Origin of the sequence: Burkholderia cepacia ATCC 25416 (assembly GCF_001411495.1) — a bacterium.
In the GTDB taxonomy this organism is placed as follows: domain Bacteria; phylum Pseudomonadota; class Gammaproteobacteria; order Burkholderiales; family Burkholderiaceae; genus Burkholderia; species Burkholderia cepacia.
The window spans coordinates 1,055,019-1,080,086 of the sequence record NZ_CP012982.1; the positions used below are offsets into that span (position 1 = coordinate 1,055,019).

At 68.1% G+C, this 25,068-nt stretch carries 22 protein-coding genes and 1 pseudogene; 11 read left to right on the forward strand and 12 right to left on the reverse strand.

The genetic code is table 11. The annotated features are described in order from the left end of the window. The first annotated feature begins 136 nt into the window (after positions 1 to 136). The 4 genes and pseudogenes from APZ15_RS22135 to APZ15_RS22150 form a co-directional block, all read left to right on the forward strand. Positions 137 to 943 carry a DinB family protein gene (locus tag APZ15_RS22135; RefSeq protein WP_027790666.1) on the forward strand — a complete coding sequence of 269 codons (807 nt, stop codon included), beginning with the start codon at positions 137 to 139 and terminating at the stop codon, positions 941 to 943. Beyond that, entirely contained in the window at positions 940 to 1,734 is a 795-nt protein-coding gene (locus APZ15_RS22140) for an alpha/beta fold hydrolase (protein ID WP_080982065.1), read from the forward strand. Before APZ15_RS22135 ends, APZ15_RS22140 begins: the two co-directional genes overlap by 4 nt. A gap of 79 nt (positions 1,735 to 1,813) precedes the next feature. After that, on the forward strand, positions 1,814 to 2,692 hold the full coding sequence (locus APZ15_RS22145; protein WP_059552768.1) for an alpha/beta hydrolase: 879 nt from the start codon (positions 1,814 to 1,816) through the stop codon (positions 2,690 to 2,692). A gap of 10 nt (positions 2,693 to 2,702) precedes the next feature. Beyond that, positions 2,703 to 2,943: pseudogene (locus APZ15_RS22150) on the forward strand (aldo/keto reductase); the annotation flags it as partial. Between the two features lie 94 nt (positions 2,944 to 3,037). On the opposite strand, the gene APZ15_RS22155 reads toward APZ15_RS22150, so the two are convergent. After that, the gene (locus APZ15_RS22155; RefSeq protein ID WP_021160304.1) at positions 3,038 to 3,271 is read right to left on the reverse strand and encodes a hypothetical protein; all 234 of its coding nucleotides are present in this window, start codon (positions 3,269 to 3,271) and stop codon (positions 3,038 to 3,040) included. A gap of 208 nt (positions 3,272 to 3,479) precedes the next feature. Beyond that, a complete protein-coding gene (locus APZ15_RS22160; protein ID WP_027790664.1) occupies positions 3,480 to 4,379 on the reverse strand; it encodes a hypothetical protein in 900 nt (299 codons plus the stop codon). Between the two features lie 78 nt (positions 4,380 to 4,457). Between APZ15_RS22160 and APZ15_RS22165 the strand changes: the two genes are divergently transcribed. Beyond that, positions 4,458 to 4,796, forward strand: coding sequence for a helix-turn-helix domain-containing protein (locus tag APZ15_RS22165; RefSeq protein WP_021160302.1), 339 nt, complete (start codon positions 4,458 to 4,460; stop codon positions 4,794 to 4,796). Positions 4,797 to 5,837: 1,041 nt separating this feature from the next. Beyond that, positions 5,838 to 7,766: a S53 family peptidase gene (locus APZ15_RS22170; protein WP_027790663.1), complete on the forward strand. Its 1,929-nt coding sequence runs from the start codon at positions 5,838 to 5,840 to the stop codon at positions 7,764 to 7,766. A 69-nt stretch (positions 7,767 to 7,835) separates the two neighbouring features. On the opposite strand, the gene APZ15_RS22175 is transcribed toward APZ15_RS22170, so the two are convergent. The 9 genes from APZ15_RS22175 to APZ15_RS22210 form a co-directional block, all read right to left on the reverse strand. Further along, complete coding sequence (locus APZ15_RS22175; protein WP_027790662.1) at positions 7,836 to 8,258, reverse strand: ExbD/TolR family protein; 423 nt, start codon at positions 8,256 to 8,258, stop codon at positions 7,836 to 7,838. Further along, positions 8,255 to 8,998: a MotA/TolQ/ExbB proton channel family protein gene (locus APZ15_RS22180; RefSeq protein ID WP_049097997.1), complete on the reverse strand. Its 744-nt coding sequence runs from the start codon at positions 8,996 to 8,998 to the stop codon at positions 8,255 to 8,257. Before APZ15_RS22180 ends, APZ15_RS22175 begins: the two co-directional genes overlap by 4 nt. Before the next feature lie 14 nt (positions 8,999 to 9,012). Next, the gene (locus APZ15_RS22185; protein ID WP_158605823.1) at positions 9,013 to 9,804 is read right to left on the reverse strand and encodes an energy transducer TonB; all 792 of its coding nucleotides are present in this window, start codon (positions 9,802 to 9,804) and stop codon (positions 9,013 to 9,015) included. Positions 9,805 to 9,941: 137 nt separating this feature from the next. Beyond that, complete coding sequence (pqqE, locus tag APZ15_RS22190; protein ID WP_027790660.1) at positions 9,942 to 11,081, reverse strand: pyrroloquinoline quinone biosynthesis protein PqqE; 1,140 nt, start codon at positions 11,079 to 11,081, stop codon at positions 9,942 to 9,944. 1 nt (position 11,082) lies between these two features. Further along, the gene (gene pqqD / locus APZ15_RS22195; RefSeq protein ID WP_021160296.1) at positions 11,083 to 11,364 is read right to left on the reverse strand and encodes a pyrroloquinoline quinone biosynthesis peptide chaperone PqqD; all 282 of its coding nucleotides are present in this window, start codon (positions 11,362 to 11,364) and stop codon (positions 11,083 to 11,085) included. Beyond that, positions 11,361 to 12,080, reverse strand: coding sequence for a pyrroloquinoline-quinone synthase PqqC (pqqC, locus tag APZ15_RS22200; protein WP_027790659.1), 720 nt, complete (start codon positions 12,078 to 12,080; stop codon positions 11,361 to 11,363). The genes pqqD and pqqC overlap by 4 nt, the downstream gene beginning before the upstream one ends. 2 nt (positions 12,081 to 12,082) lie before the next feature. Next, positions 12,083 to 13,006: a pyrroloquinoline quinone biosynthesis protein PqqB gene (pqqB, locus tag APZ15_RS22205; RefSeq protein ID WP_027790658.1), complete on the reverse strand. Its 924-nt coding sequence runs from the start codon at positions 13,004 to 13,006 to the stop codon at positions 12,083 to 12,085. Between the two features lie 61 nt (positions 13,007 to 13,067). Continuing rightward, positions 13,068 to 13,142 carry a pyrroloquinoline quinone precursor peptide PqqA gene (pqqA, locus tag APZ15_RS39650; protein ID WP_006485436.1) on the reverse strand — a complete coding sequence of 25 codons (75 nt, stop codon included), beginning with the start codon at positions 13,140 to 13,142 and terminating at the stop codon, positions 13,068 to 13,070. Between the two features lie 320 nt (positions 13,143 to 13,462). Beyond that, entirely contained in the window at positions 13,463 to 15,481 is a 2,019-nt protein-coding gene (locus APZ15_RS22210) for a sigma-54-dependent Fis family transcriptional regulator (RefSeq protein WP_027790657.1), read from the reverse strand. A 315-nt stretch (positions 15,482 to 15,796) separates the two neighbouring features. On the opposite strand from APZ15_RS22210, the gene APZ15_RS22215 reads away from it, so the two are divergent. Further along, positions 15,797 to 16,831, forward strand: coding sequence for an alpha/beta fold hydrolase (locus APZ15_RS22215; RefSeq protein ID WP_034196016.1), 1,035 nt, complete (start codon positions 15,797 to 15,799; stop codon positions 16,829 to 16,831). Between the two features lie 46 nt (positions 16,832 to 16,877). Here the strand turns inward: APZ15_RS22215 and APZ15_RS22220 are convergent, their stop codons facing one another. After that, positions 16,878 to 19,286, reverse strand: coding sequence for a TonB-dependent receptor (locus tag APZ15_RS22220; protein WP_027790655.1), 2,409 nt, complete (start codon positions 19,284 to 19,286; stop codon positions 16,878 to 16,880). Between the two features lie 429 nt (positions 19,287 to 19,715). On the opposite strand from APZ15_RS22220, the gene APZ15_RS22225 reads away from it, so the two are divergent. The 4 genes from APZ15_RS22225 to APZ15_RS22240 all read left to right on the forward strand — a co-directional run bounded on the left by APZ15_RS22225 (position 19,716) and on the right by APZ15_RS22240 (position 25,043). Then, positions 19,716 to 21,437, forward strand: coding sequence for a methanol/ethanol family PQQ-dependent dehydrogenase (locus APZ15_RS22225; RefSeq protein WP_027790654.1), 1,722 nt, complete (start codon positions 19,716 to 19,718; stop codon positions 21,435 to 21,437). A 71-nt stretch (positions 21,438 to 21,508) separates the two neighbouring features. After that, on the forward strand, positions 21,509 to 22,750 hold the full coding sequence (locus APZ15_RS22230) for a c-type cytochrome (protein ID WP_027790653.1): 1,242 nt from the start codon (positions 21,509 to 21,511) through the stop codon (positions 22,748 to 22,750). Positions 22,751 to 22,837: 87 nt separating this feature from the next. Next, entirely contained in the window at positions 22,838 to 23,152 is a 315-nt protein-coding gene (locus APZ15_RS22235; protein WP_057056475.1) for a high-potential iron-sulfur protein, read from the forward strand. Beyond that, positions 23,136 to 25,043 carry a sigma-70 family RNA polymerase sigma factor gene (locus APZ15_RS22240; protein ID WP_027790651.1) on the forward strand — a complete coding sequence of 636 codons (1,908 nt, stop codon included), beginning with the start codon at positions 23,136 to 23,138 and terminating at the stop codon, positions 25,041 to 25,043. The genes APZ15_RS22235 and APZ15_RS22240 overlap by 17 nt, the downstream gene beginning before the upstream one ends. The last annotated feature ends 25 nt before the right edge of the window (positions 25,044 to 25,068 follow it).

Here is a 25,068-nt window from a genome sequence, read left to right on the forward strand (position 1 = left end):
GGCGGCGTCAGGCGGTCTTGCGTGACCGCCGGGCGCCGGCAACGCTTGATGCAGCGCATCGCGCACATCCCGCCGTTGACGCTACCGGCCGAGTAACGTATCGTTTTGAGACGTTACTCGGCCGATTCTTTCCATCATGCATTCCCGTTTCGACCGCTTCCGCACCACCGCGCTCGGCGCCCAGCTCGAAGCACTGATCGCTCAACCCGAGCGCTACGTCGAATTCGCGGCGCTGTCGCGCGTGGGCGTCGCCGCGATCGGCGCGATCCAGCACGAGATCGCGCTGAAATTCCCCGAAATCGAAACCGACACGACGGCCCGCCAGTTTTGCGGCGCGATGGTCGCGGACGTCATGCGCCGCCACGGCCACGACGTCGTGCAGGCGCGCGGGCGGCTCGGCGGCACGCTGTTCAGTTACGGCGCGGTGTTCAGCGCGCATCCGCAGTTGTTGCCGTTCGCCGGTGTCGTCGCCGCGCTGGCGCAACTGCCCGATCGGCTCGCCGCGTATGCGGCGCACGTGCCGGCCGCACTGCGGACGCGCCGCCCCGGCGGCACGGGCTTCTCACTCGTCGAGCATGCGTGCCACCTGCGGGATCTCGACGCAGTGTTCGCCGAACGCATCAACGCCGTACGCACGCTCGACCTGCCGGTGATCGCCTCCGTCGACGGCACCGCACTCGCCGCGCAACGCGACTATCTCGCGCAGCCGCTCGACGCGGCGGTCGCGGCATTCCGCACGGGTCGCGCGGCGCTGTGCACCGTCGCCGCCGCGCTCGATCCCGCGCAGCTCGCACGCTGCGGGCTGCGCGACGGCATCCGCCGCATGTCGCTCGACGAACTCGTGCGCGAACTGCTCGACCACGACCGCACGCACGTGCTCGAACTCGACGAACTGCTCGCCGAACTCGCATTGCCGCCCCTTCCTTGCCCGCCCGCCCCATGACCCAGCCCACGCCCGTCGTCTTCATTCACGGTTTCATCGGCACGCTCGACGTGCGCGGATGGAACGGCCCGCATCTCGCGCCCGACCTGCTCGGCTACGGCGCATATCGCGCGGTGCCGTTCGACGCGATCTCGCTCGCCGCTCAGGTCGAGCATGTGCGCCAAACCGTCGATGCTCACTTCGGCGCGCAGCCGGTCGATGTCGTCGGCCACTCGGTCGGTGGCGCGATCGCGATGCTGTTCGCGCATGCGCACCCGAAACGCGTACGGCGGATCGTCAACGTCGAAGGCAACTTCACACTCGACGATGCGTTCTGGTCGGCGTCGGTCGGCCGCATGACGCCCGGCGAGGCCGACGCGATGCTCGACGGGCTGCGCGCCGATCCGCTCGGCTGGCTGCGCGGCGCGATCGACGCGCCGTCGCCGGGCCAGCTCGACGATGCCTGCCGCTGGCTCGCGCATCAACCTGCATCGACGCTGCGCGCGATGGGCCGCTCCGTCGTCGCGACGACGGGCGAACCCGGCTACCTGCAGGCGCTCGCGCAAGTGTTCGAGCGTCATCCCGTCTGGCTCGTCGCCGGCGAACGCTCGTGCGCGGGCTGGCACGTGCCCGACTGGGCGCTTGCGCGCTGCGCCGGCTTCGACACGATCGCAGGCTGCGGGCACTTGATTCCGGCCGAGCGGCCGGATGCGTTTCGCGATGCAATCGGGCGCATCCTGGGCGCAGCAGGCATCTCCGGTCGTCAGGCGGGGAAAATGCCGAAACCGTATGATTCGCCGAAATTTGGTTGAAAGGCGCGGTTGCTAGAGTCACCGGAACAGGGTTTTCCCGGCGTCCGGCGCCGGACTGGGTCGACACATGCAACGATCGATGCACCTGGCACGTACCTTCTGGCTGCTTCTGCTGCTGGCCGTCACGAGCCCTGCCTTCGCGTTTCATGCGCGGGTCGTCGCGATCCCGAGCGCCGCGATGAGCGAGACGCTGAAGGCGACGATCGTGCTGCCCGACGATTACGCGCGCGACAACCGCGGCAACGAGCGCTATCCGGTCGTCTATCTGCTGCACGGCTCGGGCGGCGACCATACCGACTGGACGTCGAACACGCACATCGCCGCGCTCGCCGACCGCTATCACGTGATCCTCGTGATGCCCGACGGCGGGCACGAAAGCTGGTACATCGACAGCCCGTTCGATTCGGGCAGCCGCTACGAAACCTTCATCGGCGATGAAGTCGTGTCCTACGTCGACCTGCATTTCCGTACGATCGCGACGCAGCACGCACGCGCGATCACCGGGCTCAGCATGGGCGGCTTCGGCGCACTGCGCATCGCACTCGACCGGCCCGACACGTTCGGCGCGGTCGGCAGCATCAGCGGCGCGGTCGATCCGCGCTGCTGCGCGGACGAGCCGGGCATCGACCACGTGTTCGGCGATCCCGAACGCCATTCGTCATTCTGGAACCGCAACGTGATCGTCGAAAGCGCGCGCGCGTTCGTGCGCGCCCATCTCGACCTGGCGATCGATTGCGGCCGCGACGATTCCTTCGTCGGCTCGAACCGCACGCTGCATGAGCGCCTTCTCGCGCTCGGCGTGCCGCACGACTACACGGAGCGGCCCGGCGGTCATACGTGGGATTACTGGGCGAATGCGATCCGCTACCAGATGCGGTTCTTCGCGACCTCGTTCCAGCATCGCGGTTACGCGTACCATCCCGCACCGGCTGTGCCGGAGATGACACGCGCGGGCTGACGCGTATGCCGCGCCGCCGCGCGGCACGACATCGGTGGCGTTCGCGCTCGTGCGGGTCATGAAGAACCGCATCGTCGGCTCGACGATCGCGCGGCCGCGCACCGAAGCGCATCGGGACAGCGACATCGATACGCTGACGCTCGAACTCGGCCCGGACGACGAACGGTTTCGATTCGCTCGTGCCGCCCGGGCACGCATCGACGCACGGGTATACCGAGCCCGGCTATCCGGTCGAAGGCCGCAAGGTCTGAAATCTGAACGGGACGAATGAGATGCCGGGCTGCCCTGCCCGGCATGAAGAGGCATGCGCGTCACTCGACGCGCGGACACGTGGAAGCGGCGGAATCAGCTGTCGTGCGCAGTGGTATCGGCGCCGACCACGCGATCGAAGAACTCCTGCGCACGCGCCAGCTCGGCGAGCGCGCGATCGAGGCGCGACATCGCGCGCGCGTATTCGGCCGACGAACCGTCGTCGTCGCTTTCGCCGCGCACGGCGCGAAAGGCCTGATCGACGTTGCGCGTCGCTTCGACGAAGCGTTGCGCGGCCCGGGCTTCCCGCGAACAGATGTGGGTCGACATCGACACTTCTCCCTCAGGGTTGCAGTGTGAAGCACGCCGACGCCCCGTGTGCGTGGTGCGCATGTCGGCATGCGTGAACCACGAACCGTCGATCGTCGACGCATCGGCCGCCGCGCAGCGCGCTTCGAGCCGATTGTCCCTCTGCACTCGCCGCTCCGCTATGGCGAGATTGCAACAAATTCTTGCGCGACGTGCCGCGCGCGATTCGTCACGCGCGCCCGATGCGCGGATGTGCAAGGCCCGCGAACGCGGCCGCTTCGCCCGGCGACAGGTCGAACAGGTCGCCCGTGAGATCGCGCGGATGCTCGGCCGCCGGCCGGTTGCGCAAGCGCGCCACGTGCGTGGGCGCCACATACGCGGCCGCCGTTTCGATCGGCGGCACGTCGAACAGATCGCGCGTGACGCCGCGCACGGCGTCCGTCGGCGAACGGCCGCGCAAGCGCGCGACGAGTTCGACGAAGCGATCGAAATCACCGGCGCGCGTCGCCTTGTTCACTTCCGCGAGATCGCGCGCCTTCAGCACGCACGGCTGGGCGAGCCGCACGAAATACGGTGCCTCGAGTTCGACCGACAGCGCGAGCGGATAGCTCTTGCCCGTCTGCTCCTTCGCTCGCCCGACGCAATCGACCACGGCCGCGCCCTGTGCGGCGCCGAGCGCCTTGCCGGTGCTCACGCTGCGCAGGTGATCGGGAAACACGCGCAATTGCGTGCCGACCGTCAGCGCGGTGGAGGACGCGCAGACGAGCGCGTAATGCTGTTCGCGGCGCCGGCCCGACGGCAAGGTCGAGCGGCTCGCGATGAAGGTATGCGGCGGCAACGGCCGCACCTGCCCGCTCGCGTCGATCCAGGCATTCCACAACAGCGCGTCCTTGCGTTCGCCCGGGCGCGGGCGCGACGCGACCGGCGAGAACAGCGCGAGCAGCGAGCCCGTGCGGTGCGCGGCGATCTGCGCGCTGTTGCCGAGCGGCTGGTTGATGCCCCACAGAAAACGCCCGCCCCCGAGCCGGCGCTCCCATTCCTTGCGGAGCACGACGGTCGGCAGTTCCTCGCCGGACTCGGTACCGATCTTGGTCCAGCAGAACGTGGGTGGGAGGTGTTTCAGTGTCATCAACTTTCTCGGGATACAGCCTCGCTGGTGACAGCAAGCCCATTCAACAGCCGTAACTGTATAGGTATAATGCATCGCATGGAAGCCCCGGACCAAGATTTTCCCGTACAAGACCTGTTGCGCCGTCTGCTGGCAGATACACGTTCGTCCAGCGAAATAGCGCGACTCTCCGGGGTCAGCCAGCCGACCGTATCGCGCCTGAGGCTGTCGAACGGGCATCGGCTGCGCCGCAGCGCGCCATTCAATAAGCTATGCAATTTCTACGGCGTCGATACCGAGCCATCGCGCCGCCAATACAACGACCTGTTGCGCGACGCGATCGTCGACGCGTGGGACGGATCGGACGAGCACGGCCGCGCGCTGCTGGTCGTGATCCAGGGGTTGAAGGGATTGCAGGCCAAGGCGGACGACGGATGATCGCCGGGCCGTGATGCGCGGCACATGGCGCGCGACCTGCGCGCCGCCGCTGCGGGAATCGGGAAAGCCGGCAAGAAGGAAAAGAAGATGCCGTGCCACACCCGGCGTGCGATCCGCCTGGCTTCAATCGAAGGGAATCGAGCGCTGCGCCGGACGCGTGCTCTCCCGCCACACGCCAGCAAGGAAACCTCGAGACCCGGCTTCGGAACGCCGCCGCGAAATAAATGACAGCGGCCGCACCGGTTCTCGGCAACGCCTGCGCTGCGCCTGCATTGCGTCAAGGTCACACTCGTCATGGATGACGAATGACTTACATAATCGTTTTCCGTTTATAAAAAACACCCTGAGAAGCGATTATCTAAACTTTTTAAACCTAATCAAAAAAAGTTTGACTCGCCGTTTTCTTTCTTGTTATCTTTCCCCGCAAGCAATATCGCCGGGAAATCGAATCCGCATCAGGAAATCAACGGCCCGACAATCAACTTCCGTTTTTATTACGTTTAAAACGAGAAGTAGCTGATTCGTAAGCCGCAGCACCCGCTCGCAACACACAGCTCCCGCTTCACCGGTCATCCCGTTCCGCTTCTGGCGGAAGAGGACGATGTCGACATCTCTCCCGGTTGACCGGGACATTCGATCTCGCCCGCAGCACCTCACACGAAACACGCACACCACGTCGTCGCTCGACCATGCATTGCCCGCTTATACGGATTTCATTCATTGGATTCCTAATTAAGTGATAACGCAGCGAAACATCCGCAACAGCGGATTGAAGAGAAACAGATGGCCGGCACGCGCGCCGTTGCTGCGACGCGAGCCGGCACGATAGCAGGCCGTGCGCGGGATCGATGTTCGCGATACGCGAATCCGACACCTGGGCCGGCCTCCGATCTTGATGGTGGGAGGGGGAGGAAAACTTATGTCGCCGTGAATCACGCCGGTCGGTCCGGTCTTGCGTCAGGTTGCATGCGCCGCCCTGCCGCTACCCGCGATCCGGGTCGCGCGCTGCACCGGTTCTTCGTCGAAATCTCGGAGCTCACAATGCAGAGAACTCAGCACGTCAATCGCACACTCTCGCAACGCTTTGCCCTCGCCGCACTGCCGCTCGCGGTAGCCGCCACGCTGGCGCCGCTGCCCGCCCAGGCCGCAACCAACTGGGTGCCGACCCGCACCGCCGCTTTCCTGCTGTCGAATGCGCCCGCCGCGGCTGCTTCGGCCGCCTCGCAGGCCCAGCCTGCGTACTCGCTCAACAGCATCGGCACGCCGGCGCTCACCGACACGCACGTCACCCCGCTCGAACTGAGCCAGCCGCTGCATGTCACCGTGGTGCTGAAGAACCGCAACACCGACCAGCTCGACGCGTTCCTGCGCGACGTCAACCAGCCGGGCAGCGCGAACTACCGCAAGTACCTGACGCCCGCGCAGTTCAAGGCGCGCTTCGCGCCGACCGACGACCAGGTCGCGGCCGTCGTGGCCCACCTGAAGGCAAACGGCTTCAGCAACGTCACGGTGTCGGAGAACAACACGCTGGTCTCCGCCGACGGCAACGCGACCAACGCACAAAACGGCTTCCACGCGAGCATCAAGCGCTTCAACTATCGCGGCAAGCCGGTCTTCGCGAACGATTCGGCCGCGTTGATCCCGGCGTCGCTCGGCCCGGTCGTCGACGCGGTGCTCGGCCTGCAGAACGCCGCGGTGCCGCACCGCCTGCTCCACCGCTTCGCGCCGGCCGCCGCCATCGAGCCGAACAAGATCGCGAAGAACGCGGCCGCCGCGTCGCAACAGGTCGGCCACCAGCCAACCGATTTCGCGAAGATCTACGATGCGAGCGGCCTGCCCGCCGCGACCAACACCACGGTGGGCATCATCACCTGGGGCGACATGACCCAGACCATCGCCGACCTGAACACCTTCACGCGGAATGCCGGCCTGCCGACCGTCAACACGGCCGTGGTCGCGGGCGGATCGGGCACGCTGGCCGACGACGGCGATCCGGGCGAATGGGATCTCGACAGCCAGGACATCATCGGCACGTCCGGCGGCGTCAAGCAGCTGATCTTCTACTCGGCGGTGAACGGCGACAGCAACGACAGCGGCCTCACCGACGCGACGCTGACTGCGGCGTACAACAAGGCCGTGACCGACAACAAGGCGACCGTCATCAACGTGTCGCTCGGCCTCGACGAAACCGCCGCGAACTCGGACGGCTCGCTCGCCGCCGACGACGCGGTGTTCAAGCAGGCCGTCGCGCAGGGCCAGGTCTTCTCGGTCTCGGCCGGCGACGCGGGCGTCTATCAATGGTCGACGTCGCCGCAAGGCGCGCCCGGCTACATCGGCACGTACAACGGCACGTCGGTCAGGACAACGATCAACCTGTCCAAGTACAGCGTGTCGTCGCCCGCGAGTTCGCCGTATGTCGTCGCGGTCGGCGGCACGACGCTCTCGACCACCGGCACCACGACGTGGGCAGGCGAAACCGTGTGGAACGAAGGCGTCGCGTACGCGGATCTCGACAGCAACGGCAACCCGGTCGACAACGCCGTGCGGATCTGGGCCACAGGCGGCGGCGTGAGCGCGTTCGAAACCGCGCCGAGCTGGCAGACGGCCGCGCTCGGCAGCACGGTGACGAAACGCGTGGTGCCCGACGTGGCGTTCGACGCCGCGCAATCGACGGGCGCGTACATCGTCATCAACGGGCAGACCAACCAGCTCGTCGGCGGCACGAGCCTCGCTTCGCCGATCTTCGTCGGCGGCTGGGCGCGGGTCGAATCGGCGAACAACAACAGCCTCGGCCTGCCGACGTCGGCGTTCTACCAGAACTTCCCGACCAATACGTCGCTGCTCCACGACGTGACCTCGGGCAACAACGGTTATAGCAGCCATGGCTATACCGCGAAGGCCGGCTGGGACGACGATACGGGCTTCGGCAGCCTGGACTTCGCGAAGGTCAGCGCGAGTTCGGCGAAGTAAGCCCCCGGCGCGATGCGGCGCGGCGAAGGTGCCGCACCGCATCGCCCATGCAACGCGACACCGCGCGAGCTATCGGCCGCGAGCGGGCGCGGTAACGAAGCCGACTTTCGTGAGACCGGCCGCCTGTGCGGCCGCAAGCAGTTTTGCGACGCTGTCGTAGCGGGCCGCGCGATCGGCGGACAGGCGCACTTCCGGTTGAGGCGCGGTGCGGGCCGCCGCCGCGAGACGCGCCGCCAGCCCGGTTTCGGACACCGGCTGCGCGTTCCAGCTCACGCCGCCGCCCGCATCGATCGAGACATCCACATGCGGCACGCTCGTATCCTCGCGCGGGCTCGCCGCCTGCGGCAATGCAACGCGCGCGGCGTGATGCAGCACCGGCAGCGTCACCATGAACACCACCAGCAGCACGAGCATCACGTCGATCAGCGGTGTCATGTTGATCTCGGCTGCCAGCGCATTCCCTTCGGGCGCGTCGTCCGGGCCGGCGTTCATGCTCGTGCTCCGTCGGCGGCAGGGTGCAGGTCGGCCGGCATCCTGGTCGCCGGTTCAGGGCGGCCGGCGGGCTCGGGCACGCTGCCGGTCAGCAGCAACAGATGCAGCCCGTGCGCGAAGCGGTTGAGCCGCGCAACGATATCGCGCGACAGCCGCACCAGCGTGTTGTAGCCGAGCACGGCGGGGATGGCGACGCACAGTCCGAATGCCGTCATCACCAGCGCCTCGCCGACCGGCCCCGCTACCCGGTCGAGGCTCGCCTCGCCGGTTGCGCCGAGCGACAGCAGCGCGTGATAGATCCCCCAGACGGTGCCCAGCAGTCCGACGAACGGTGCGGTGCTGCCGATCGATGCGAGCACGCCGAGCCCGCGCTGCATCCGCGCCGCGGATTCGTCCACCGACGTCTTCAGGCTGCGCGACAGCCAGTCGCTCGCGTCGATCCGGTCGTGCAGCCGGTGCCTGCTCGCTTCGTGATGCGCGATCGCCGCCTGGCCCGCGCGAACGAGATCGACGAACGGCCTGTCCTGCCCTCCGAGCGCGTGCATCGCGCCGGCCGCGCCGCCGGCGTCCCGAAAGCGCGCTTCCGCGCGCGCCGCGCGGCGCCGGATGCCGACGAGTTCGATCGCCTTGATCACGATCACCGTCCACGATGCGATCGACATCGCGACGAGCAACAGCGCGACCGCGCGCGTCATCGGGTCGCCCTGCGTCCATACGTGCTCGATTCCGTAGATTGTCATGATGAAGTGTCCTGTCAGTCGTCGAGATTGAACGCGATCGGCGCGCGTGCCCGCGTCGGCACCGGCGCGCCGTCGAACACATGCGGCGCGCAGCGGCTCGCCAGTACGGCTTCACGCGCCGCCGCGTCGAGACGCGGATAACCGCTGCCGGTCACGACACGCGCGGCGACGATCTGCCCTGCCGCATCGGTCTCCAGTTCGACGAGCACGGTGCCGTGCTCGCCCAGCCGCAGCGACTGCGGCGGGTAGTCGGGTTTGACCAGCGCGCAGTCGGGATGCGCGACGAAGCGCGGTGGCACCGACACGGAAGACGATCGGGATTCGGGTTGAGTCTGCGTCTGCGTCGGCATTCGTACGGCCGCATCGTCGCGCGGCGTATCGCGTTGCGCCGCGGCCGGCGAGGACGGACCTGGCCGTGCCGGAGCCGGCACAGGCGCGTCATGCGCCGGCGGGCGGGGACGGCCGGATGCGACCTGCCGGTTCGTCCGCGACACACTGCCCGCAGATGATCGGGGCACGGACGTAGCCTCCTGCACCGCGCGCGACGCGGCAACCGGCTTCGCCTTCGCGGCCGCCGTCGTCGACGCCTCCGGCGCCGCCGCGATCAGCGTCGCCACCATCACCTGCCGTTGCAGTGGTTCGCGTCGTACGATCTGCTCATGTGCGAGCAGAACGAACAGGGCGGCATGCAGAACGCATACGGCAGCGAAGACCGACGCGACGCGAGTTCCGCGACGGCGTACCCGATCGCCAGCGGCACCACGCACGCCGGTTGCCTGCCGCGTTCCGAAGGCAGCGGTGCTCATCGCACCCGCCTTCCCGCGCTCACCCATCCTCGTACACGCGCGCCACATCGCCGACATGAAGAGGAATGCATATCTATCGATCCGGCTTCCATCGCGTTGCCTCGCCCTGTTCACCCCGCCGCCGCCGCCGTGCCTTGTCAGCAGTCGCAGGCCGCTCCACACTGCGCGAGCGAATTCTCCTTGCTGCGGAACACCAGCGGCTGTTCGTCGCGCGGCGCGGGTCGCCGCGCGAATTGCACGGCCTGCTCGACCCGGCCGTGATGCGCGGACTTCTCGCACACCGGATCGGGCTGCGCCGGGTCGCCGGCCAACTGGTACGCCTGGCACCGGCAGCCGCCGTGATCGACATGCCGCTCGTCGCACGTGCGGCACGGCTCGCGCATCCAGTCCTCGCCGCGATACGCGTTGAATGCGTCGCTGTCGTACCAGATTTCCTTCAGCGACCGGTCGCGCACGTTCGGCAGCGCGAGCCCCGGCAGCGAGCGCGCGGCATGACACGGCAGCGCGGTGCCGTCCGGCGCGACGCCGAGAAACACCGAACCCCAGCCGTTCATGCACGCTTTCGGGCGCCGCTCGAAATAGTCGGGCACGACGAACAGGATCTTGCAACGCTCGCCGATCAGCTTGCGATAGCGGTTGACCGTTTCCTCCGCCTCGCGCACCTGCTCGACGGTCGGCATCAGCTGGTCGCGGTTCACCATCGCCCAGCCGTAGTACTGCGTGTTCGCGAGCTCGAGGTAATCGGCGCCGAGGTCGAGCGCCATCTCGATGATCTGTCCGACGTGCGGCAGGTTGTAGCGATGCAGCACGCAGTTGAGCACCATCGGGTAGCCGTGCGCCTTGATCAGCCGCGCGACGCCGCGCTTCAGCTCGAACGTGCGCGTGCTCGTCAGGAAATCGTTCAGCTCGCGCGTCGAATCCTGCAGCGACAACTGGATATGGTCGAGCCCGGCCGCCTTGAGCCGCTCGATGCGCGCGACGTTCAGACCGACGCCCGACGTGATCAGGTTCGTATAGAAGCCGAGCCCGCGCGCATGCGCGACGAGTGTCTCGAGGTCGTCGCGCTGCAGCGGCTCGCCGCCCGAGAAACCGATCTGCGCGGCGCCGAGCGCGCGCGCATCGCTGATGACCGTGCGCCACGCATCGGTGTCGAGCTCCGCGCCGTGCGTCGCGAAATCGACCGGGTTGTAGCAGAACGCGCAGTGCAGCGGGCATCGGTACGTCAGTTCCGCGAGCAGCCACAGCGGCGCGGACGGCCGGGAAGTGTCGGGAGCCATGTCAGTCGAGCCAGCCGCGCAGTCGCGCATGATCGAGGAAACGGTACACGTCGGTCGCGAGGTCCGACTGGCTGAACAGGCGCTCGAGTTCGCCGATGATGTCGTCCAGCTCGCGCGTGCCGTCGCAACGCGCGAGGATCTCGCCGGCACTCGGGTTCAGTTTGACCATTCCTTCCGGATAGAGGAGCACGTATGCATCCTGGGCCGCCTCCCATTGCAGGCGGTACATGCCCCTGAGGCAGGGGCGCAGCGGCACGCCGCTGGCAGCTTCGATCGCGTTCATTGCGGGTAGGCCTTTTCGACGGCGTCGAGCATCGACCACAGGATGTCGAGCTTGAATTGCAGGATGCCGAGCGCACGCTGCTGCGCATCCGGCGTCGTGAAGTGCTGCAGCGTCACCGCAAGCCCGTGCTCGACGTCGCGCTGCGCAAGCGGCACGCGGCTGCGGAAGTAATGCAACCCGTCCGGCTCGATCCACGGGTAATGCGACGGCCAGCCCGCGAGCCGGTCGAGATGGATCTGCGGCGCGAACATCTCGGTCAGCGACGAGCACACGGCTTCCTGCCATGGCGCGCGCCGCGCGAAATTCACATATGCGTCCACCGCGAAACGCACGCCGGGCAGCACGTGCTCGAGCGACCACAGTTCGGCACGCGAGAGACCGCACGCCTCGCCGAGCCGCACCCATGCCTCGATGCCGCCTTCGTTGTCGCCCTGCCCGTCGTGGTCGATCAGCCGCTGGATCCAGCGGCGCCGCGTGTCGCGGTCGGGGCAGTTCGACAGGATCGCCGCATCCTTGAGCGGGATGTTGATCTGGTAGTAGAAGCGGTTCGCGACCCAGCCGCGGATCTGCGTGGGCGAACAGGCACCGCTGTTGAGCCGGCGGTTGAACGGGTGATGGATGTGATAGCGCGATTCGAGCGCGTGCAAGCGCGCCTCGAATTCGGTCGCGCTCCAGGGCGTCGGATGCAATGCCGTAGCGGGAATCGGTGCGTTCATGGTCAGACCTGGAATTGCATGCCGTCGTGCGCGACGTCGATGCCATGCGCGCGCAGGTGCGCGTGCTCGACGGAATGCGGATCGAGAATCGGATTCGTGTTGTTGATGTGCGTGAGCACCTTGCGCGTGCGCGCGGGCAGCGTGTCGAGCCAGTCGATCATGCCGGGCCGCCCGTGCTCCGCGCATTGCGCGAGATGCCCCATGTCGGCCGCGTGCTTGCGCGACAGGCCGAGGTCGATCATCTCGGTGCCGCTCCAGAACGTGCCGTCCACCAGCACGAGATCGGCGCCGTCCATCGCCGCGCGCACGTCGTCGGTGACGGCCGCGAGCCCCGGCGCATAGAACGCGCGCCGGCCGCTCGCGACATCTTCGATCGACAGCGCGATGTTGTCGCCGGGTGCGGCCGACGCACGCCGCGGCGAATAAGGCGGCGCCTTGCTGTCGACGGGAATCGCGGTAAAGCGGACCCCGCTCGCCGCCGGCACCGTGAACGGCTCGCCGAGCACGATCGTATGCGCGGCGACGCCGCAGTAATGGCCGAGCAGCGGCACGAGCGGCAAGCCGGTCGACAGGTCGTCGAGCACCGGCGCGCTCGCGTAGAGCGGCAGCGGCGTCGAGCGCTCGCGCAGCATCAGCAGGCCCGTCACGTGATCGATCTGCGCGTCGCACAGCACGACGGCGGCGATGCCGCTGTCGCGAATCGCGCGTGCCGGCTGCAACTCCGGATCCGCGCGCAACTGGGAAAGGATGTCGGGCGACGCGTTGACGAGGATCCAGTCGATGCCGTCGTCGCTGACCGCGATCGACGACTGTGTGCGAGGCAGCACGTGGCCGCTTCCGCTGCGCGCGCGGCGACAGTTCGCGCAATTGCAGTTCCATTGCGGCAGGCCGCCGCCGGCTCCCGAGCCGAGTATCTTGATCTTCATGGGCGTCAGCTCCCGACGCCGCCCGCGCCGATCACGGCAAAGCGGGCGGCACGCTCGGCGATCAGCGGTTGGCGATGTACATCGTGATTTCGAAGCCGAAACGCAGGTCGGTGTAAGACGGGGTGGTCCACTGCATGATGTGTCTCCTGATTGAGTTGATGAGTTGCGTCGGTGAGTCGGTGAGTCGTACAACCGCGGCAATCGAGCGGTCGGTTCCTATTCAGCAAGGAGCGTGCCGAGGCCGCACTTCGACGGCCCGACAGCGATGCGCGGCGCTCGCCCGAGCATCGGGACGCAATCCTTACGATTTGCCTACGCGATTGGCGCGAATGCGGTTCGACGCCACGGCCGCACGATGCGCATGGGCGGTGACAGGTGTTGAATCGTTGAACACCGGTGTTGCAACTTGACACACCGGCTGTGACAGGCCGCGCGGCCGCGAACCCGTGGCGCGCGTCAGCTTTCGTCGGACGGCTGGCGCTGCGGGTCGGCGGCCGGCATCTTCCGGTAGATCGTGTTGCGCGACACGCCGAGCGCGCGCGCCGCCGCGGACACGTTGCCGCCGTGGCGCGCGAGCGCAGCGGCAATCGCGGACGCGGCGACATCCTGCAACCGCGCGTCGCCTGCCGGGAGCGCGTCCGCGGGCCATGCCGCGGCGGACGGATCGTGCGCGGCCGGCTCGGCCCGGGTATCGTCGCGGCGCAGGTCGTCGAAGAAATCGTCCGGCAGGTGCTCGCGCCGGATCTCGCCGTCGTCGTCGACCATCGCCGCCGCCGTGCGCAGCAGGTTGCCGAGCTGGCGGAAGTTGCCGGGCCACGCGCAGCGCACGAACAGCGCCATCACGTCCGGCGCGACGGACAGCGGCGGCCGGCCCGGGCCCGCATAGGCTTCCCGTTGCAGCATCTTCTGCACGACCACCGCGAGATCCGTGCGGTCGCGCAGCGGCGGCAGGCGCACCACGAGGCCGTTCAGCCGGTAGTACAGATCCTCGCGAAAGCGGTTCTGCGCAATCATGTCGCGCAAATCGCGGTGCGTCGCGCAGATGATCGCGATGTCCACGGCGATCGTCTTCGTCGATCCGAGCGGGTTGACGAGGCGCTCCTGCAGCACGCGAAGCAGCCGCACCTGCAGCGGATACGGCATGTCGCCGATCTCGTCGAGAAACAGCGTGCCGCCGTTCGCCTGCAGCAGCTTGCCGATCGAGCCCTTGCGGCGCGCGCCGGTGAATGCGCCCTCTTCGTAGCCGAACAGCTCGGACTCGATCAGCGTCTCCGGAATCGACGCGCAGTTGACCGCGACGAACGGCGCATCGCGCCGCGGCGAGTCGTTGTGGATCGCCTGCGCGAGCAGCTCCTTGCCGGTACCGGTCTCGCCGGTGATCAGGATCGGGATGTCCTTGCCGATCACCTTGCGCACCTTCGCGATCACGCATCCAACCTGCGGATCGCCGGTGTCGAGGTAGTTGAGCCGCGACAGGCCGGCCGACGTGCCGGCTGCCGGCGCGGGCACCGCGTTCGCGCGCGCGGCCGGCGCACCCGCGTCGTGAACGTCCGTCGGCCGGCTGCCTTCGGCGAGCGTCGCGCGCCGGAAATGCACGCGCGCGCAGACCACCGCACCGGTGCCGAGGTTCAGCATCAGGTGCCGGTCGGTGCTCGCGCGCATGCGGTCGATCAACTGTGCGCTCGTGACGTCGAACAGCGACGACAGCGTATGCGCGCGCAGCGCGGCGAGCGGCATGCCGAGCTGGAACTGCGCACTGCGATTGGCCGACAGGAAACGGCCGTCGGCGGTGAAGGCGACGATCCCCTCCATCAGCGTGCCGAGGAACTCGGGGCGGCCATGGAACGACACCTGCAACGTCTCCTGAAAGGTCGTCGTAAACAGGTGATTCTCGATCATCTGCACCGACATCTTCGCGAGCGCCATCGTGTGCTGGTGGTAGCTGCGGTGGTCGCCGGTCACGTCGAGTACACCGATCGCGTCGCCGTACGGATCGAGGATCGGCACGCTCGAACAGGTAAGGAAGCGGTTCGCAGCGAGGAAGTGCTGGTCGCCGTGAACGACCATCGGGCACAGCTCGGCGAGCGCCGTACCGATCGCGTTGGTGCCCTGCCGGTCCTCCGCCCAGTTCGCGCCCGGGCGCAGCGCGACCTTCTCCGCGCGGCGCAGGAAATCGTCGTCGCCGATCGAATGCAGGATCAACCCCTGCGCATCGGTCAGCACGATCATGCTCTGCGTGTTGACGATCTGCTCGTGCAGCGTCTCCATCACCGGCATCGCATGCGCGCACAGCACGCGGCTCTGCTCGCGCTTGAGCACCAGCGCCGCGCTCGACAGCACGTCGTAGTCGGGGCGTGCCGAGACCTGCAGGCCGAACGTCTCGGACCGCTCATGGGCTTTCTGGATCGACGGCGCGGGCCAGCCGGCGGAATGCGCGGCCCGCGATCCGGCCGCCTGCTCTACGTCATCGCGCATTGTCTCCTCCGGGGATCTTCCGGTCAGTTGCCGGACTCTTTGCCGTCATTGCAAGCAAGCATCGGGCCACGCGAAGCGCACGGCCCCAATCGAAAGCAGATTGCAAGACACGATCCGGCTCCGCCGGGCAGGTCGGGTCACCGGACGGGCCGGTCTTCGTGATACCGCGTCTGCCCGACGCGTGACTACCCGTGCGAATCCCGATCTTTGCGGCTGGCGCGTTTCTGGCTTTGTCTTGGATCAAATACAGTGGTCGCCCGGGCACCCGTGCGGCCGCGTGACGATTGCCCCGATTCCCCGAACCGATTCGACACGATGCCTGCCCAGATTCGCACCCTATCCCGATCCCGACCCGCGTCGCCGGCGTCACCATCCACGCCCGCCGCGCCCGTTCGCGGACGCTTGCACCGCGACGCGCAATCGATCGCGTTCTCCGTCGCCGGCGCGGCGCACGGCCATCCGGTCGTGGTGCTGCACGGCGGGCCGGGCAGCGGCAGCCAGGCCGGCATCCTGCGGCTGTTCGACCTGACGCGGATGCGCGTCGTGCTCGTCGACCAGCGCGGCGCGGGCGCGTCGGCGCCACGCGGCGGCACACGCCACAACGACACCGCGCGGTTGATCGACGATCTCGAAGCGGTGCGCGCGCAGCTCGGCATCGCGCGCTGGGGCGTCGTCGGCGGCTCGTGGGGCGCGGCGCTCGCGCTTGCATACGCGGGCACACATCCCGCACAGGTCACCGGCGTCGTGCTGCGCGGGCTGTTCCTGACGTCGCGACGCGAAGTCCGCCGGTTGTTCACGACGTCGCGAACGCGCGCGCCCCGCGAATGGCAACGCCTGTACGCGGCGGCCGGCTGCAGCCAGCCGGATCGCCTGCTGTCGTGCTGCGCGCGGCGGCTGCAACCCGGCGCGGGCGCGGCCCGGCAGCGAGCGGTGGCGCTTGCGTGGCACGCGTACGAGAACGCCATCCTCGCATCGCCGAACCCGCGCCGCTCGCCTGCGGATGCGATCCGCTCGCACAAGACCGTCGCCCGGCTGATCGACAAGTACCGGATCCAGGCGCACTACCTGCGACACGACTGCTGGCTCGGCGAGCGCCGCGTGCTCGCGCTCGCGCGCCGGGCGGCGCAGGCTGGCGTGCCGCTGTTCGCCGCGCACGGAATGCACGATCCCGTCTGTCCGGCCGCCAACGTCGCCCGCCTCGCGCGTGCCGTGCCCGCGGCCGCGATCGAACACGTGAGCGCCGGGCACCTCGCAAGCGACCCGGCATTGGCGCGCAGCATCGCGCGCGCCGTGGCCGCGATGTTCGCGGCGGCACCGCTCGCCCGACCGGGCCCGTCGCGCACATCTTGAGCGCCGCTCGGGCTGCGATGCAGCAATGCACGCAGCCGGGCAAAGCTCAATCCCACGCGTAGCGCACGCCGACCCACGCACCGCGCGGCGCGCCCGGCCCGACGAACTGCTCGTTGACCGGATTCGCACCGTCGAACGTGTGATTCGGCCCGTTGAAGAAGTTCTGGCCCAGCACGCCGAAGCTCGCATAGCGCTTGTCGAACAGGTTCGTCACGCTCGCGAAGACTTCGAAGCGCTTCGTGATCCTGTAACGCATGTCGAGATCGACGAGCACGTAGCCTGAAATCCTGCCGTTCACGTCCTGGTTGTTCTCGTCGCCGCGCGCATACACGCCGCTGCGCCACGTGACGTTCGCGCCGATATCCCACCTGGGCGTCGCCGCGTAGTCGAGCCGGAGCTTCACCGTGTGCGCGGGAATGCCCGGGATATGGTCCCCCGGCTTGACGGCCACGTTGCCGTTCGCGTCGGCCGCCGAATTCGCCGGGCTATGCTCGGTCCACGACGACCGGTAGGTCGCATCGACGTAGCTGTACGAAAGCCCGACACCGAGCGGGCCGAACCGCGTGCGGCCCGCGAGTTCGATGCCTTGCCGCCGCGTATCGCCGACGTTGCGGAAATACCCCTGCGCGCTTGCCGGGCTGCTGATGAACTGGATGTCGTCGGTCAGCGTCGTGCGGTAGGCGGCGGCACTCCAGGTCGTCGCGGCGCCGATGCGGCCGCGCATGCCGGCTTCGAACGTCTTCGAGATCACCGGCTTGAGCGCCGGGTCCGCGATGAAGTCGTTCGGCAGCGAGCACGGCGCGGCCGGGTCCGCGCATGCGAGTTCGATCGCGGTCGGCGAGCGCATCCCTTCGTTGTACGTCGCATAGGCGGTGAAGCCCGCGACCGGGTTCCAGTTGAGCCCGAGCGCCGGGTTGAACCGGGAGAACGTATGGTTGCCGTCGAGCAGCGGCTGCACGCCGCTCTCGTCGCCGATCTGCGCCTTCGACCAGTCGTAGCGGCCCGACACCGTCAGCGTCCAGTGCGGCGTCAGCGACAGTGCATCGCTCAGGTACACGCCGAGGTTCGCATTGCGCGTCTTCGCGCGGGTCTGCGGCTCGAAATCGCCGACGCCGATCGCCGCGCGCGTGTCGGTGAAATACGCGTCCTGCGACGACGCGACGTAGCTCGAGTTCGCGACATCCGCCGCCACGCCCGCGATCAGCTGGTTCGCCATCCCGCCGAGCTTGCCGAGCAGCGTGAGCTGCAGGCTGCCGCCGTAGCTGTCGGTCACGATCGTCGACTGCGCGTTGGTGCCCTGCACCGCGTCGACCGTGCCGTCGTCGCCGACCGATCCGTAATCGGTATTGTTGTTGCTGCTGATGTTGGTGTTGCGCAGGTGCCGATAATACGCATTGCCGCTCAGCTCGACGTGCTCGCCGAAGAAGCGATCGCCCGACAGCGTCAGGTAGCCGGCACTGTTGCGGTTCAGGTCAGGATAGGTGTACGCCTGCTTCCGGTTGTCGAGGAACGAGCGCGGGATCGTCTGGGTGCCGTACAGCGCGTTGTCGGCGCCGCCGGCGGAAATCGACAGCGTCGTGTCCGAATCCGTGTAGCGCAGCTTGCCGAACGCCTGCCGCACGCGGCTCGCATTGTGGTCGGCCCAGCCGCCGTCGTTCGCGACGTTCGCCGTCGCGTAGTAGTCGAGGTTCGAGCCGATCGTGCCGCCCTGCTCGATGGCGGCCGTCTTGCGGCCCCACGAGCCGCCCGACACCTCGGCTTCTCCGCCCGGGTTCGACTTGCCGTTCTTCGTCGTGATCGCCAGTGCGCCGCCGAGCGTATTGCGTCCGTACACCGGGTTGGAGCCCGGTATCAATTGCATCCGGTCGATTGCCTGCGTCGGCAGGATGTCCCAGTTCACGACGTCGCCGAACGGCTCGTTCACGCGCACGCCGTCGACGAACACCGACAGCCCCTGCGGCGTACCGAGCAGCGGCGATGCGGTGAAGCCGCGATAGTTGACGTCCGTCTGGTACGGATTGCCCTGCGCCTCCGAGATCGTCACGCTCTGCAGGTTCGCGGCGAAGAAGTCGGCAAGCGTCGCGCGGTGCTGCGCATCGAGTTCCGCCGCGCGTACCGTCTGCACGTTTGCCGGCACCTTCTGCAGCGGCGTACCGATCCCGAGCAGCGGCGTCGTGCCGACGACCACCACCGTCGGCAATGTGACGGCCGGCGCTTGCGGCACTTGCGGCACTTGCGGCGCGACCGCGACGGCGGCCGGCGGCATGGCGCCGCCCGTCGCGGCCGTGCCGTCCGCAGGCTGCTGCGCACGCGCGCCGCCCGTCGACAGGCCGAACAGCGCGATGGCGCCGAGGGCCGGCCCGAGAAGCGCGCCACGCATCACGCCACCGTGCCGCGCGCGACGCGCGCGTCGCATCGCGCCGCCCTTTCCGGCTGCCTTTGGCCTCCTGATCATTTCATTCGTCTCCATGCTTGTATTTCGCCGTGGTGTGCCCCGCACCGCGCGGCGTGCTGTTGTCGCGAAGCAGCGTGCGAGAACCGTGCCAGCCGCGTCGGCACGATGCCCGCGCGCGTCGCCGCGCACGGCGTGCGTGACACCGGCGCGGGCGGCGCTCCACCTGTCACGGATGCCGCGCCACCTGTCATGTTTGGCAACACTGCGCGCACGGGGGTGTACCTGAATGCAACACCTTCGTTGACACGTGCGCGCGACGCGTCCGACGCCGCACGACGCACGACGCGCCCGTGTGCCGCGTCACACCGGCTTCGCGCCGCGATGGCATGCGACTTGCGTGAACGGCTGCGCACTCGGCCCGGAATCCCCACCGTGCCGGCGCGACGAACCGTTCGCGGCGGTGCGACCACAATGACTCAGGAGACAACCATGAAGAAACTCTCGGCTTCAGCGAGCCGGCTGGCGACGATCGGCATCGCGGCGGCAGCGGCCGTCGCGCTGAACCCCGGCCTCGTCGAAGCGGCCGCGGACTACCCGGCCGTGACCTACCAGCGGCTGACCGATGCGCACACCGATCCGGGCTGGCTGACCTACTACCGCACCTACGACGGCCAGTCGCATTCGCCGCTCAAGCAGATCGACGCGTCGAACGCGAAGGAACTCAAGCAGGTATGGGCCTACAAGTTCCCCGCCGAGCTGAAGCAGGGCTTCGAAGCCACGCCGATCATCAACGGCAACTACCTGTTCGTGACCACGCCGAAGGACAACGTCTACGCATTCGACGCGAAGAGCGGCAAGCAGCTGTGGAAATACGAACCGAAGCTTGGCGCGGCATCGTTCAAGACCGCATGCTGCGACGTCGTCAACCGTGGCGTCGCGCTGTACGGCAAGAACGTCTACGTCGCGATGCTGAGCGGCGAGGTCGTGGCGCTCGACGCGCAGACGGGCAATCTCGTCTGGAAGAAGCAGATGTTCGAGCCGGGCCTCGGTTATGCGTTCTCGCTCGCGCCGCTCGCGCTGGACGGCTCGATCATCGTCGGCACCTCCGGCGGCGAATACGGGATTCGCGGGTACATCGCCGCGCTGAACCCCGAAGACGGCTCGCTGGTCTGGAAGCGCTACACGATCCCGAGCCCCGGCGAAAAAGGCGCGGACACCTGGCCCGACGGGATGCAGGCGCACGGCGGCGGCGCCGCCTGGCTGACGGGCACGTACGACGCGGCAAGCCGCACGCTGTACTGGGGCGTCGGCAACCCCGGCCCGTGGCTCGCGGCGCTGCGTCCCGGCGACAACCTGTATTCCGACTCGCTGCTCGCGCTCGATCCGAAGAACGGCAACCTGAAGTGGCACTACCAGTACACGAGCAACGACACGTGGGACTACGACGGCGTCAACACGCCGATCCTCGCGGATATCAAGTACAAAGGCAAGGACTACGACGCGATCATTCACGCCGACCGCAACGGCTTCTTCCATGCGATCGATCGCACGACCGGCAAGCTGATCTACGCGGAGCCGTTCGTCACGGCAACGTCGGTCACCGGCTACACGGCCGACGGCAAGCCCATCGCGGACCCGTCGAAGTTCCCGAAGGCCGGCACGACGATCGACACGTGCCCGAGCTTCCTCGGCGGCAAGAACTGGTGGTCGGTGTCGTACGACCCCGCGCGCCACATCGCGGTCGTACCTTCCCTTCACGCGTGCATGAGCCTGTCCGGCAAGTCGGTCAGCTACATGGAAGGCCTGCCGTACCTCGGGGAAGGCTTCGAGATCAAGCCTGAACCGGGCAGCCAGGGTTATGGCGAACTGCAGGCCATCGACGTGAACACCGGCAAGAAACTGTGGGGCCACTGGTCGAAGAAACCGTGGAACGGCGGCGTCGCGACCACCGCGAGCGGTCTTGCGTTCAGCGGCTCGCTCGACGGCCACCTGTATGCCTTCGACACGGCGACCGGCAAGGTGCTGTGGGAGAGCCCGCAGCTCGCGAGCGGCATCATCGCGCAGCCGTCGGTGTTCGAGGTCGACGGCAAGGAATATGTCGCGGTGCTCGCCGGATACGGCGGCGCGAACCCGATCTGGGGCGGCCCGATGGCCGACGTCGCGAAAGACGTTCCGCGCGGCGGCACGCTCTACGTATTCGCGCTCGACTGAACGCGCGTCGCGCCCGGCATGCGCCCGATCCGGGCGCGACGCCCCCACTGTTTCAACCGGAATGCACGACCATGAAAACTCGACTCGCTCCCCTGACCCTCGCCAGTCTGCTCGCCGCGGGCGTGGCGCTGACCCCGATGTCCGCCGCGGCCGGCGGCGTGCGCGTCTGCACGCTGCCGGGCAGCCCGACCGCCGCCCTCGACATGTCGGTCGCACGTGAAGTGCTGCGAACCGCCGGCATCGCCGCCTCGTTCAACCGGCGCGGCGTGGACGACGACGGCGGCGACGACGGCATCTCCGCCGCCGAACTGAAGCAATCGCTCGAACGCGACTGCGACATGATCGCCGGCTTCCCGCGCTCGGCGATCGCCGATGCATCGAATGCCCGGATGAGTTTCTCGCAGGGGTATCTGCGCTCCAGCTACGTCAGCGTGACGCTGCGCGACGCGCATGCATCGTCCACCGGCAAGGAAACGATCGCGGCCACGTACTCCAGCCCGTCGCAACTGATCGCGGCACAGGCGACGAACGCGCGCTTCGATCTCGAGAACACGTCCGAGCAGACCATCGACGCGCTCGCGACCGGTCGCGCACAGCGCGCGATCGTCTGGTATCCGAGCGTCGTGGCGTACCGGCGTGCGCATCCCGGCCAGCCGTTCCGGATCGCGGCCACGGCGTCGCCGTACTCGGACTGGCAGCTCGCGTTCGCGTTCGGCCCCGATCGGGACGCGCTGCGGCAGCGCATCGACGCGGCGTTGTCGCGGCTGAATGCCAACGGCCGGATCGCCGCGCTCACACGCGGCTGGAACCTGCCGGAAAACATCGCTCAAGCGGCCAATACGCCGTCGCGCGGCCGCTTCCTCGACGGCGCGGTCGCGTCGGCCGGGCATCCGCGCACCGGCGTGCTGCTCGCCGGCGGAGCGTCCGCGACGGGCGGCTTTATCAAGGTCTCGGCGAGTGACGAAAGCGGCGTGCCGTCGTTCGACAATGCGCAGGCACAGCACGGCAAGAAGCTCTATGGCGACGCCTGCGCGAAATGCCACGGCGACCAGCTCGAAGGCAATACCGCCCCCGCGCTGAGCGGGGAATCCTTCGCGCCCGAGGGCAAGTCGCACATCACGGTCGGCGGCATCTTCCAGTACATGTCGAACAACATGCCGGCCGATCGCCCCGGCAAGATGACGGCACAGGAATACGAGGACCTGATGGCGTTCCTGCTCTATTCGAACGGTTATGACGCATCGAAGAGCAAGCTGACCGCCGATGTCGCCACCTCGTCAAAGGCGCCGCTCGTCGCCGGCCCGCGCAAATAGCGCTTTTTTCTCCCTTCGCTTCGATCGACCGCCGCGCCGGGAAGCCATCCCGGCGCGCGGGGCCGGTTTTTTATTCAGGAAAACGACATGATCTCCCGCACTCGCAGAACCTTCATCGTTCAGACCGCCGGCCTGTGTGCCGCACTCGCAGCCGGAACCGGCGCATTCGCGGCAGCGCCGCTCGTCGACGAAAACGACGCGGCCGCGAAGGCGCTCGGCTACCGCGCGAAGGCGACGACCGTCGATGCAGGCAAGTTCCCGAAGTACCAGGCCGGCCAGACGTGCTCGAACTGCCGCTTCTACAAGGCCGTCGCCGGCGAATCCTCCGGCACGTGCCCGATGTTCGGGGGCAAGGCGGTTGCCGCCGAAGGCTGGTGCAACGTCTATGCAAAGCTTGCTTGATCCCGGGCGCGGGCGCGAACACGACGGCGTGCCGCGCGGCGGCGCGAATGCGGAGCGCACGGACCGTTTGAATGCGCTGGTCGCGCTGGGCATCGGTCGCGGCTACGTGACGCGCGGCGAAATCGTCGACGCGCTGCCCGACGATGCCGCGGACGGCGCGGATTTCGACGCCGCCGCGTCGATGCTCGGCGAATGGGGAATCGAGGTACGCGAGCACGTCGACTCGCGAAGCGCATGGACGCTCGATCGTCATTTCGCGCGAGCGACGGACACGACGTCGCCGCTCGCCGACGCGCCGGCCCCGCTCGCGACCGCCGATCTGCTCGCGGCCCGCACGAGCGATCCCGTCCGCATCTATCTGCGCGAAATGAGCGCGACACCGCTGCTCGACCGCGAAGAAGAGATCGCGCTCGCGCTTCATCTGGAAAGCGGCCGCGCGGCGTGCATCGACGCATTGAGCCGCGACCCGGCTGCGCTCGACGCCATCGCGTCGATCGCCGGCGACATCCGCGCCGGCAAGGTGGCGGCATCGGTCTACGTGACGGGGTTCGTCGGCGACGCCGAATCGCTTGACGAAGCGCCCGCGGCTTTACCCGGGGAATCGCCCGGCAACGCAACGGCGCGTGATTCGACCATGGAATCACCGGAGGGGGAGGACGACACGGACCGCGCGCCGGACAGCCCGGCATGGCGCGACAGCGTCGTCGCATCGCTCGACCGCGCCGGCGCGCTGGCCGCCGGGATGCAGCACGCATTGCGTACCGGCGGTTTCGCGTCGGCCGGTTACCGGGCGCTGCTTCGCGAGGCCGCCGCGTCGACCGGCAGGATCCGCTTCACCGCGCGTGCGATCGAACGCATCGGCCGCGCGATTCGCGACCGTGCGACGCAAGCACGCAAGTTCGAGCAGCGCATCGTCGACATCCTGGCCGAATCGGGCATCCGTACCGATTCGCCGCGCCGCGACCTCTTCATGCCGTGCGACGACGTGCGCGCATGGATGACCGACTGCATCGCCGCGCATGCCGGCTGTGCTGCCGCCCTCACCCGCCGCGCGCCGGCGCTGATCGAAGCACGCGCCGCGCTCGCCGGCCTCGCCGGCGAGTCGAGCCTGCCGCTCGACATCGCGATCGCGATCGACGCGCGACTGTCGCGTATCGAGCGCGCGATGCAGCCCGCGAGAACGAAGCTGTTCCAGAGCAATCTGCGGCTCGTCGTGTCGATCGCCAAGCGCTATCCCGATCGCGGCCTGCAGTTTCTCGACCTGATCCAGGAGGGCAATCTCGGCCTGATGAAGGCCGTCGATCGCTACGATCACCGGCGCGGCTTCAAATTCGCGACGTATGCGACCTGGTGGGTCCGGCAGGCCATCACGCATGCGATCGCCGATCAGGGCCGCACGATCCGCGTGCCCGCGCATACGGTCGACGCGATCAACAAGCTGGCCCGCCTCGCGCGAACGCATGCGCAACGAACCGGCGAGGTTGCCGGCGCCCCGACGCTCTCGACGCAGATGCGGATCCCGGTCGACAAGGTGCGGGATCTGATGGATATCGTGCGCGAGCCCATCTCCGCGGACCTGCCCGTTTCTCCCGATCACGACCTCACGTTGTGCGACGTCGCGATCGACCACGCCGCGCCGACCCCGGAAGAATCCGCGAGCGCCCGCCAGCTTCGCGCGGCGGTTGCGGCGCTGATCGACCGCCTGCCGGCACGTGAAGCGTGGATTCTCCGCTTGAGGTACGGCATCGACGTCGAAAGCGAGTATTCGCTGCGCGAGATCGGCCGGCAACTGAACCTGTCCGCCGAACGCGTTCGCCAGATCGAAGTGTCGGCGCTCGAACGGATCAGACAGTTCGGGCACGCACCGGCGCTTCGGTCGCTGATCGCCTGACGCCGTCAGGTCGCCCCACCGCGCT

Coding starts and splice junctions, on each gene's coding strand:
- APZ15_RS22135 (WP_027790666.1), top strand. CDS start 137: ATGCATTCCCGTTTCGACCGCTTCCGCACCACCGCGCTCGGCGCCCAG.
- APZ15_RS22140 (WP_080982065.1), top strand. CDS start 940: ATGACCCAGCCCACGCCCGTCGTCTTCATTCACGGTTTCATCGGCACG.
- APZ15_RS22145 (WP_059552768.1), top strand. CDS start 1,814: ATGCACCTGGCACGTACCTTCTGGCTGCTTCTGCTGCTGGCCGTCACG.
- APZ15_RS22155 (WP_021160304.1), bottom strand. CDS start 3,271: ATGTCGACCCACATCTGTTCGCGGGAAGCCCGGGCCGCGCAACGCTTC.
- APZ15_RS22160 (WP_027790664.1), bottom strand. CDS start 4,379: ATGACACTGAAACACCTCCCACCCACGTTCTGCTGGACCAAGATCGGT.
- APZ15_RS22165 (WP_021160302.1), top strand. CDS start 4,458: ATGGAAGCCCCGGACCAAGATTTTCCCGTACAAGACCTGTTGCGCCGT.
- APZ15_RS22170 (WP_027790663.1), top strand. CDS start 5,838: ATGCAGAGAACTCAGCACGTCAATCGCACACTCTCGCAACGCTTTGCC.
- APZ15_RS22175 (WP_027790662.1), bottom strand. CDS start 8,258: ATGAACGCCGGCCCGGACGACGCGCCCGAAGGGAATGCGCTGGCAGCC.
- APZ15_RS22180 (WP_049097997.1), bottom strand. CDS start 8,998: ATGACAATCTACGGAATCGAGCACGTATGGACGCAGGGCGACCCGATG.
- APZ15_RS22185 (WP_158605823.1), bottom strand. CDS start 9,804: ATGAGCACCGCTGCCTTCGGAACGCGGCAGGCAACCGGCGTGCGTGGT.
- pqqE (WP_027790660.1), bottom strand. CDS start 11,081: ATGGCTCCCGACACTTCCCGGCCGTCCGCGCCGCTGTGGCTGCTCGCG.
- pqqD (WP_021160296.1), bottom strand. CDS start 11,364: ATGAACGCGATCGAAGCTGCCAGCGGCGTGCCGCTGCGCCCCTGCCTC.
- pqqC (WP_027790659.1), bottom strand. CDS start 12,080: ATGAACGCACCGATTCCCGCTACGGCATTGCATCCGACGCCCTGGAGC.
- pqqB (WP_027790658.1), bottom strand. CDS start 13,006: ATGAAGATCAAGATACTCGGCTCGGGAGCCGGCGGCGGCCTGCCGCAA.
- APZ15_RS22210 (WP_027790657.1), bottom strand. CDS start 15,481: ATGCGCGATGACGTAGAGCAGGCGGCCGGATCGCGGGCCGCGCATTCC.
- APZ15_RS22215 (WP_034196016.1), top strand. CDS start 15,797: ATGCCTGCCCAGATTCGCACCCTATCCCGATCCCGACCCGCGTCGCCG.
- APZ15_RS22220 (WP_027790655.1), bottom strand. CDS start 19,286: ATGATCAGGAGGCCAAAGGCAGCCGGAAAGGGCGGCGCGATGCGACGC.
- APZ15_RS22225 (WP_027790654.1), top strand. CDS start 19,716: ATGAAGAAACTCTCGGCTTCAGCGAGCCGGCTGGCGACGATCGGCATC.
- APZ15_RS22230 (WP_027790653.1), top strand. CDS start 21,509: ATGAAAACTCGACTCGCTCCCCTGACCCTCGCCAGTCTGCTCGCCGCG.
- APZ15_RS22235 (WP_057056475.1), top strand. CDS start 22,838: ATGATCTCCCGCACTCGCAGAACCTTCATCGTTCAGACCGCCGGCCTG.
- APZ15_RS22240 (WP_027790651.1), top strand. CDS start 23,136: ATGCAAAGCTTGCTTGATCCCGGGCGCGGGCGCGAACACGACGGCGTG.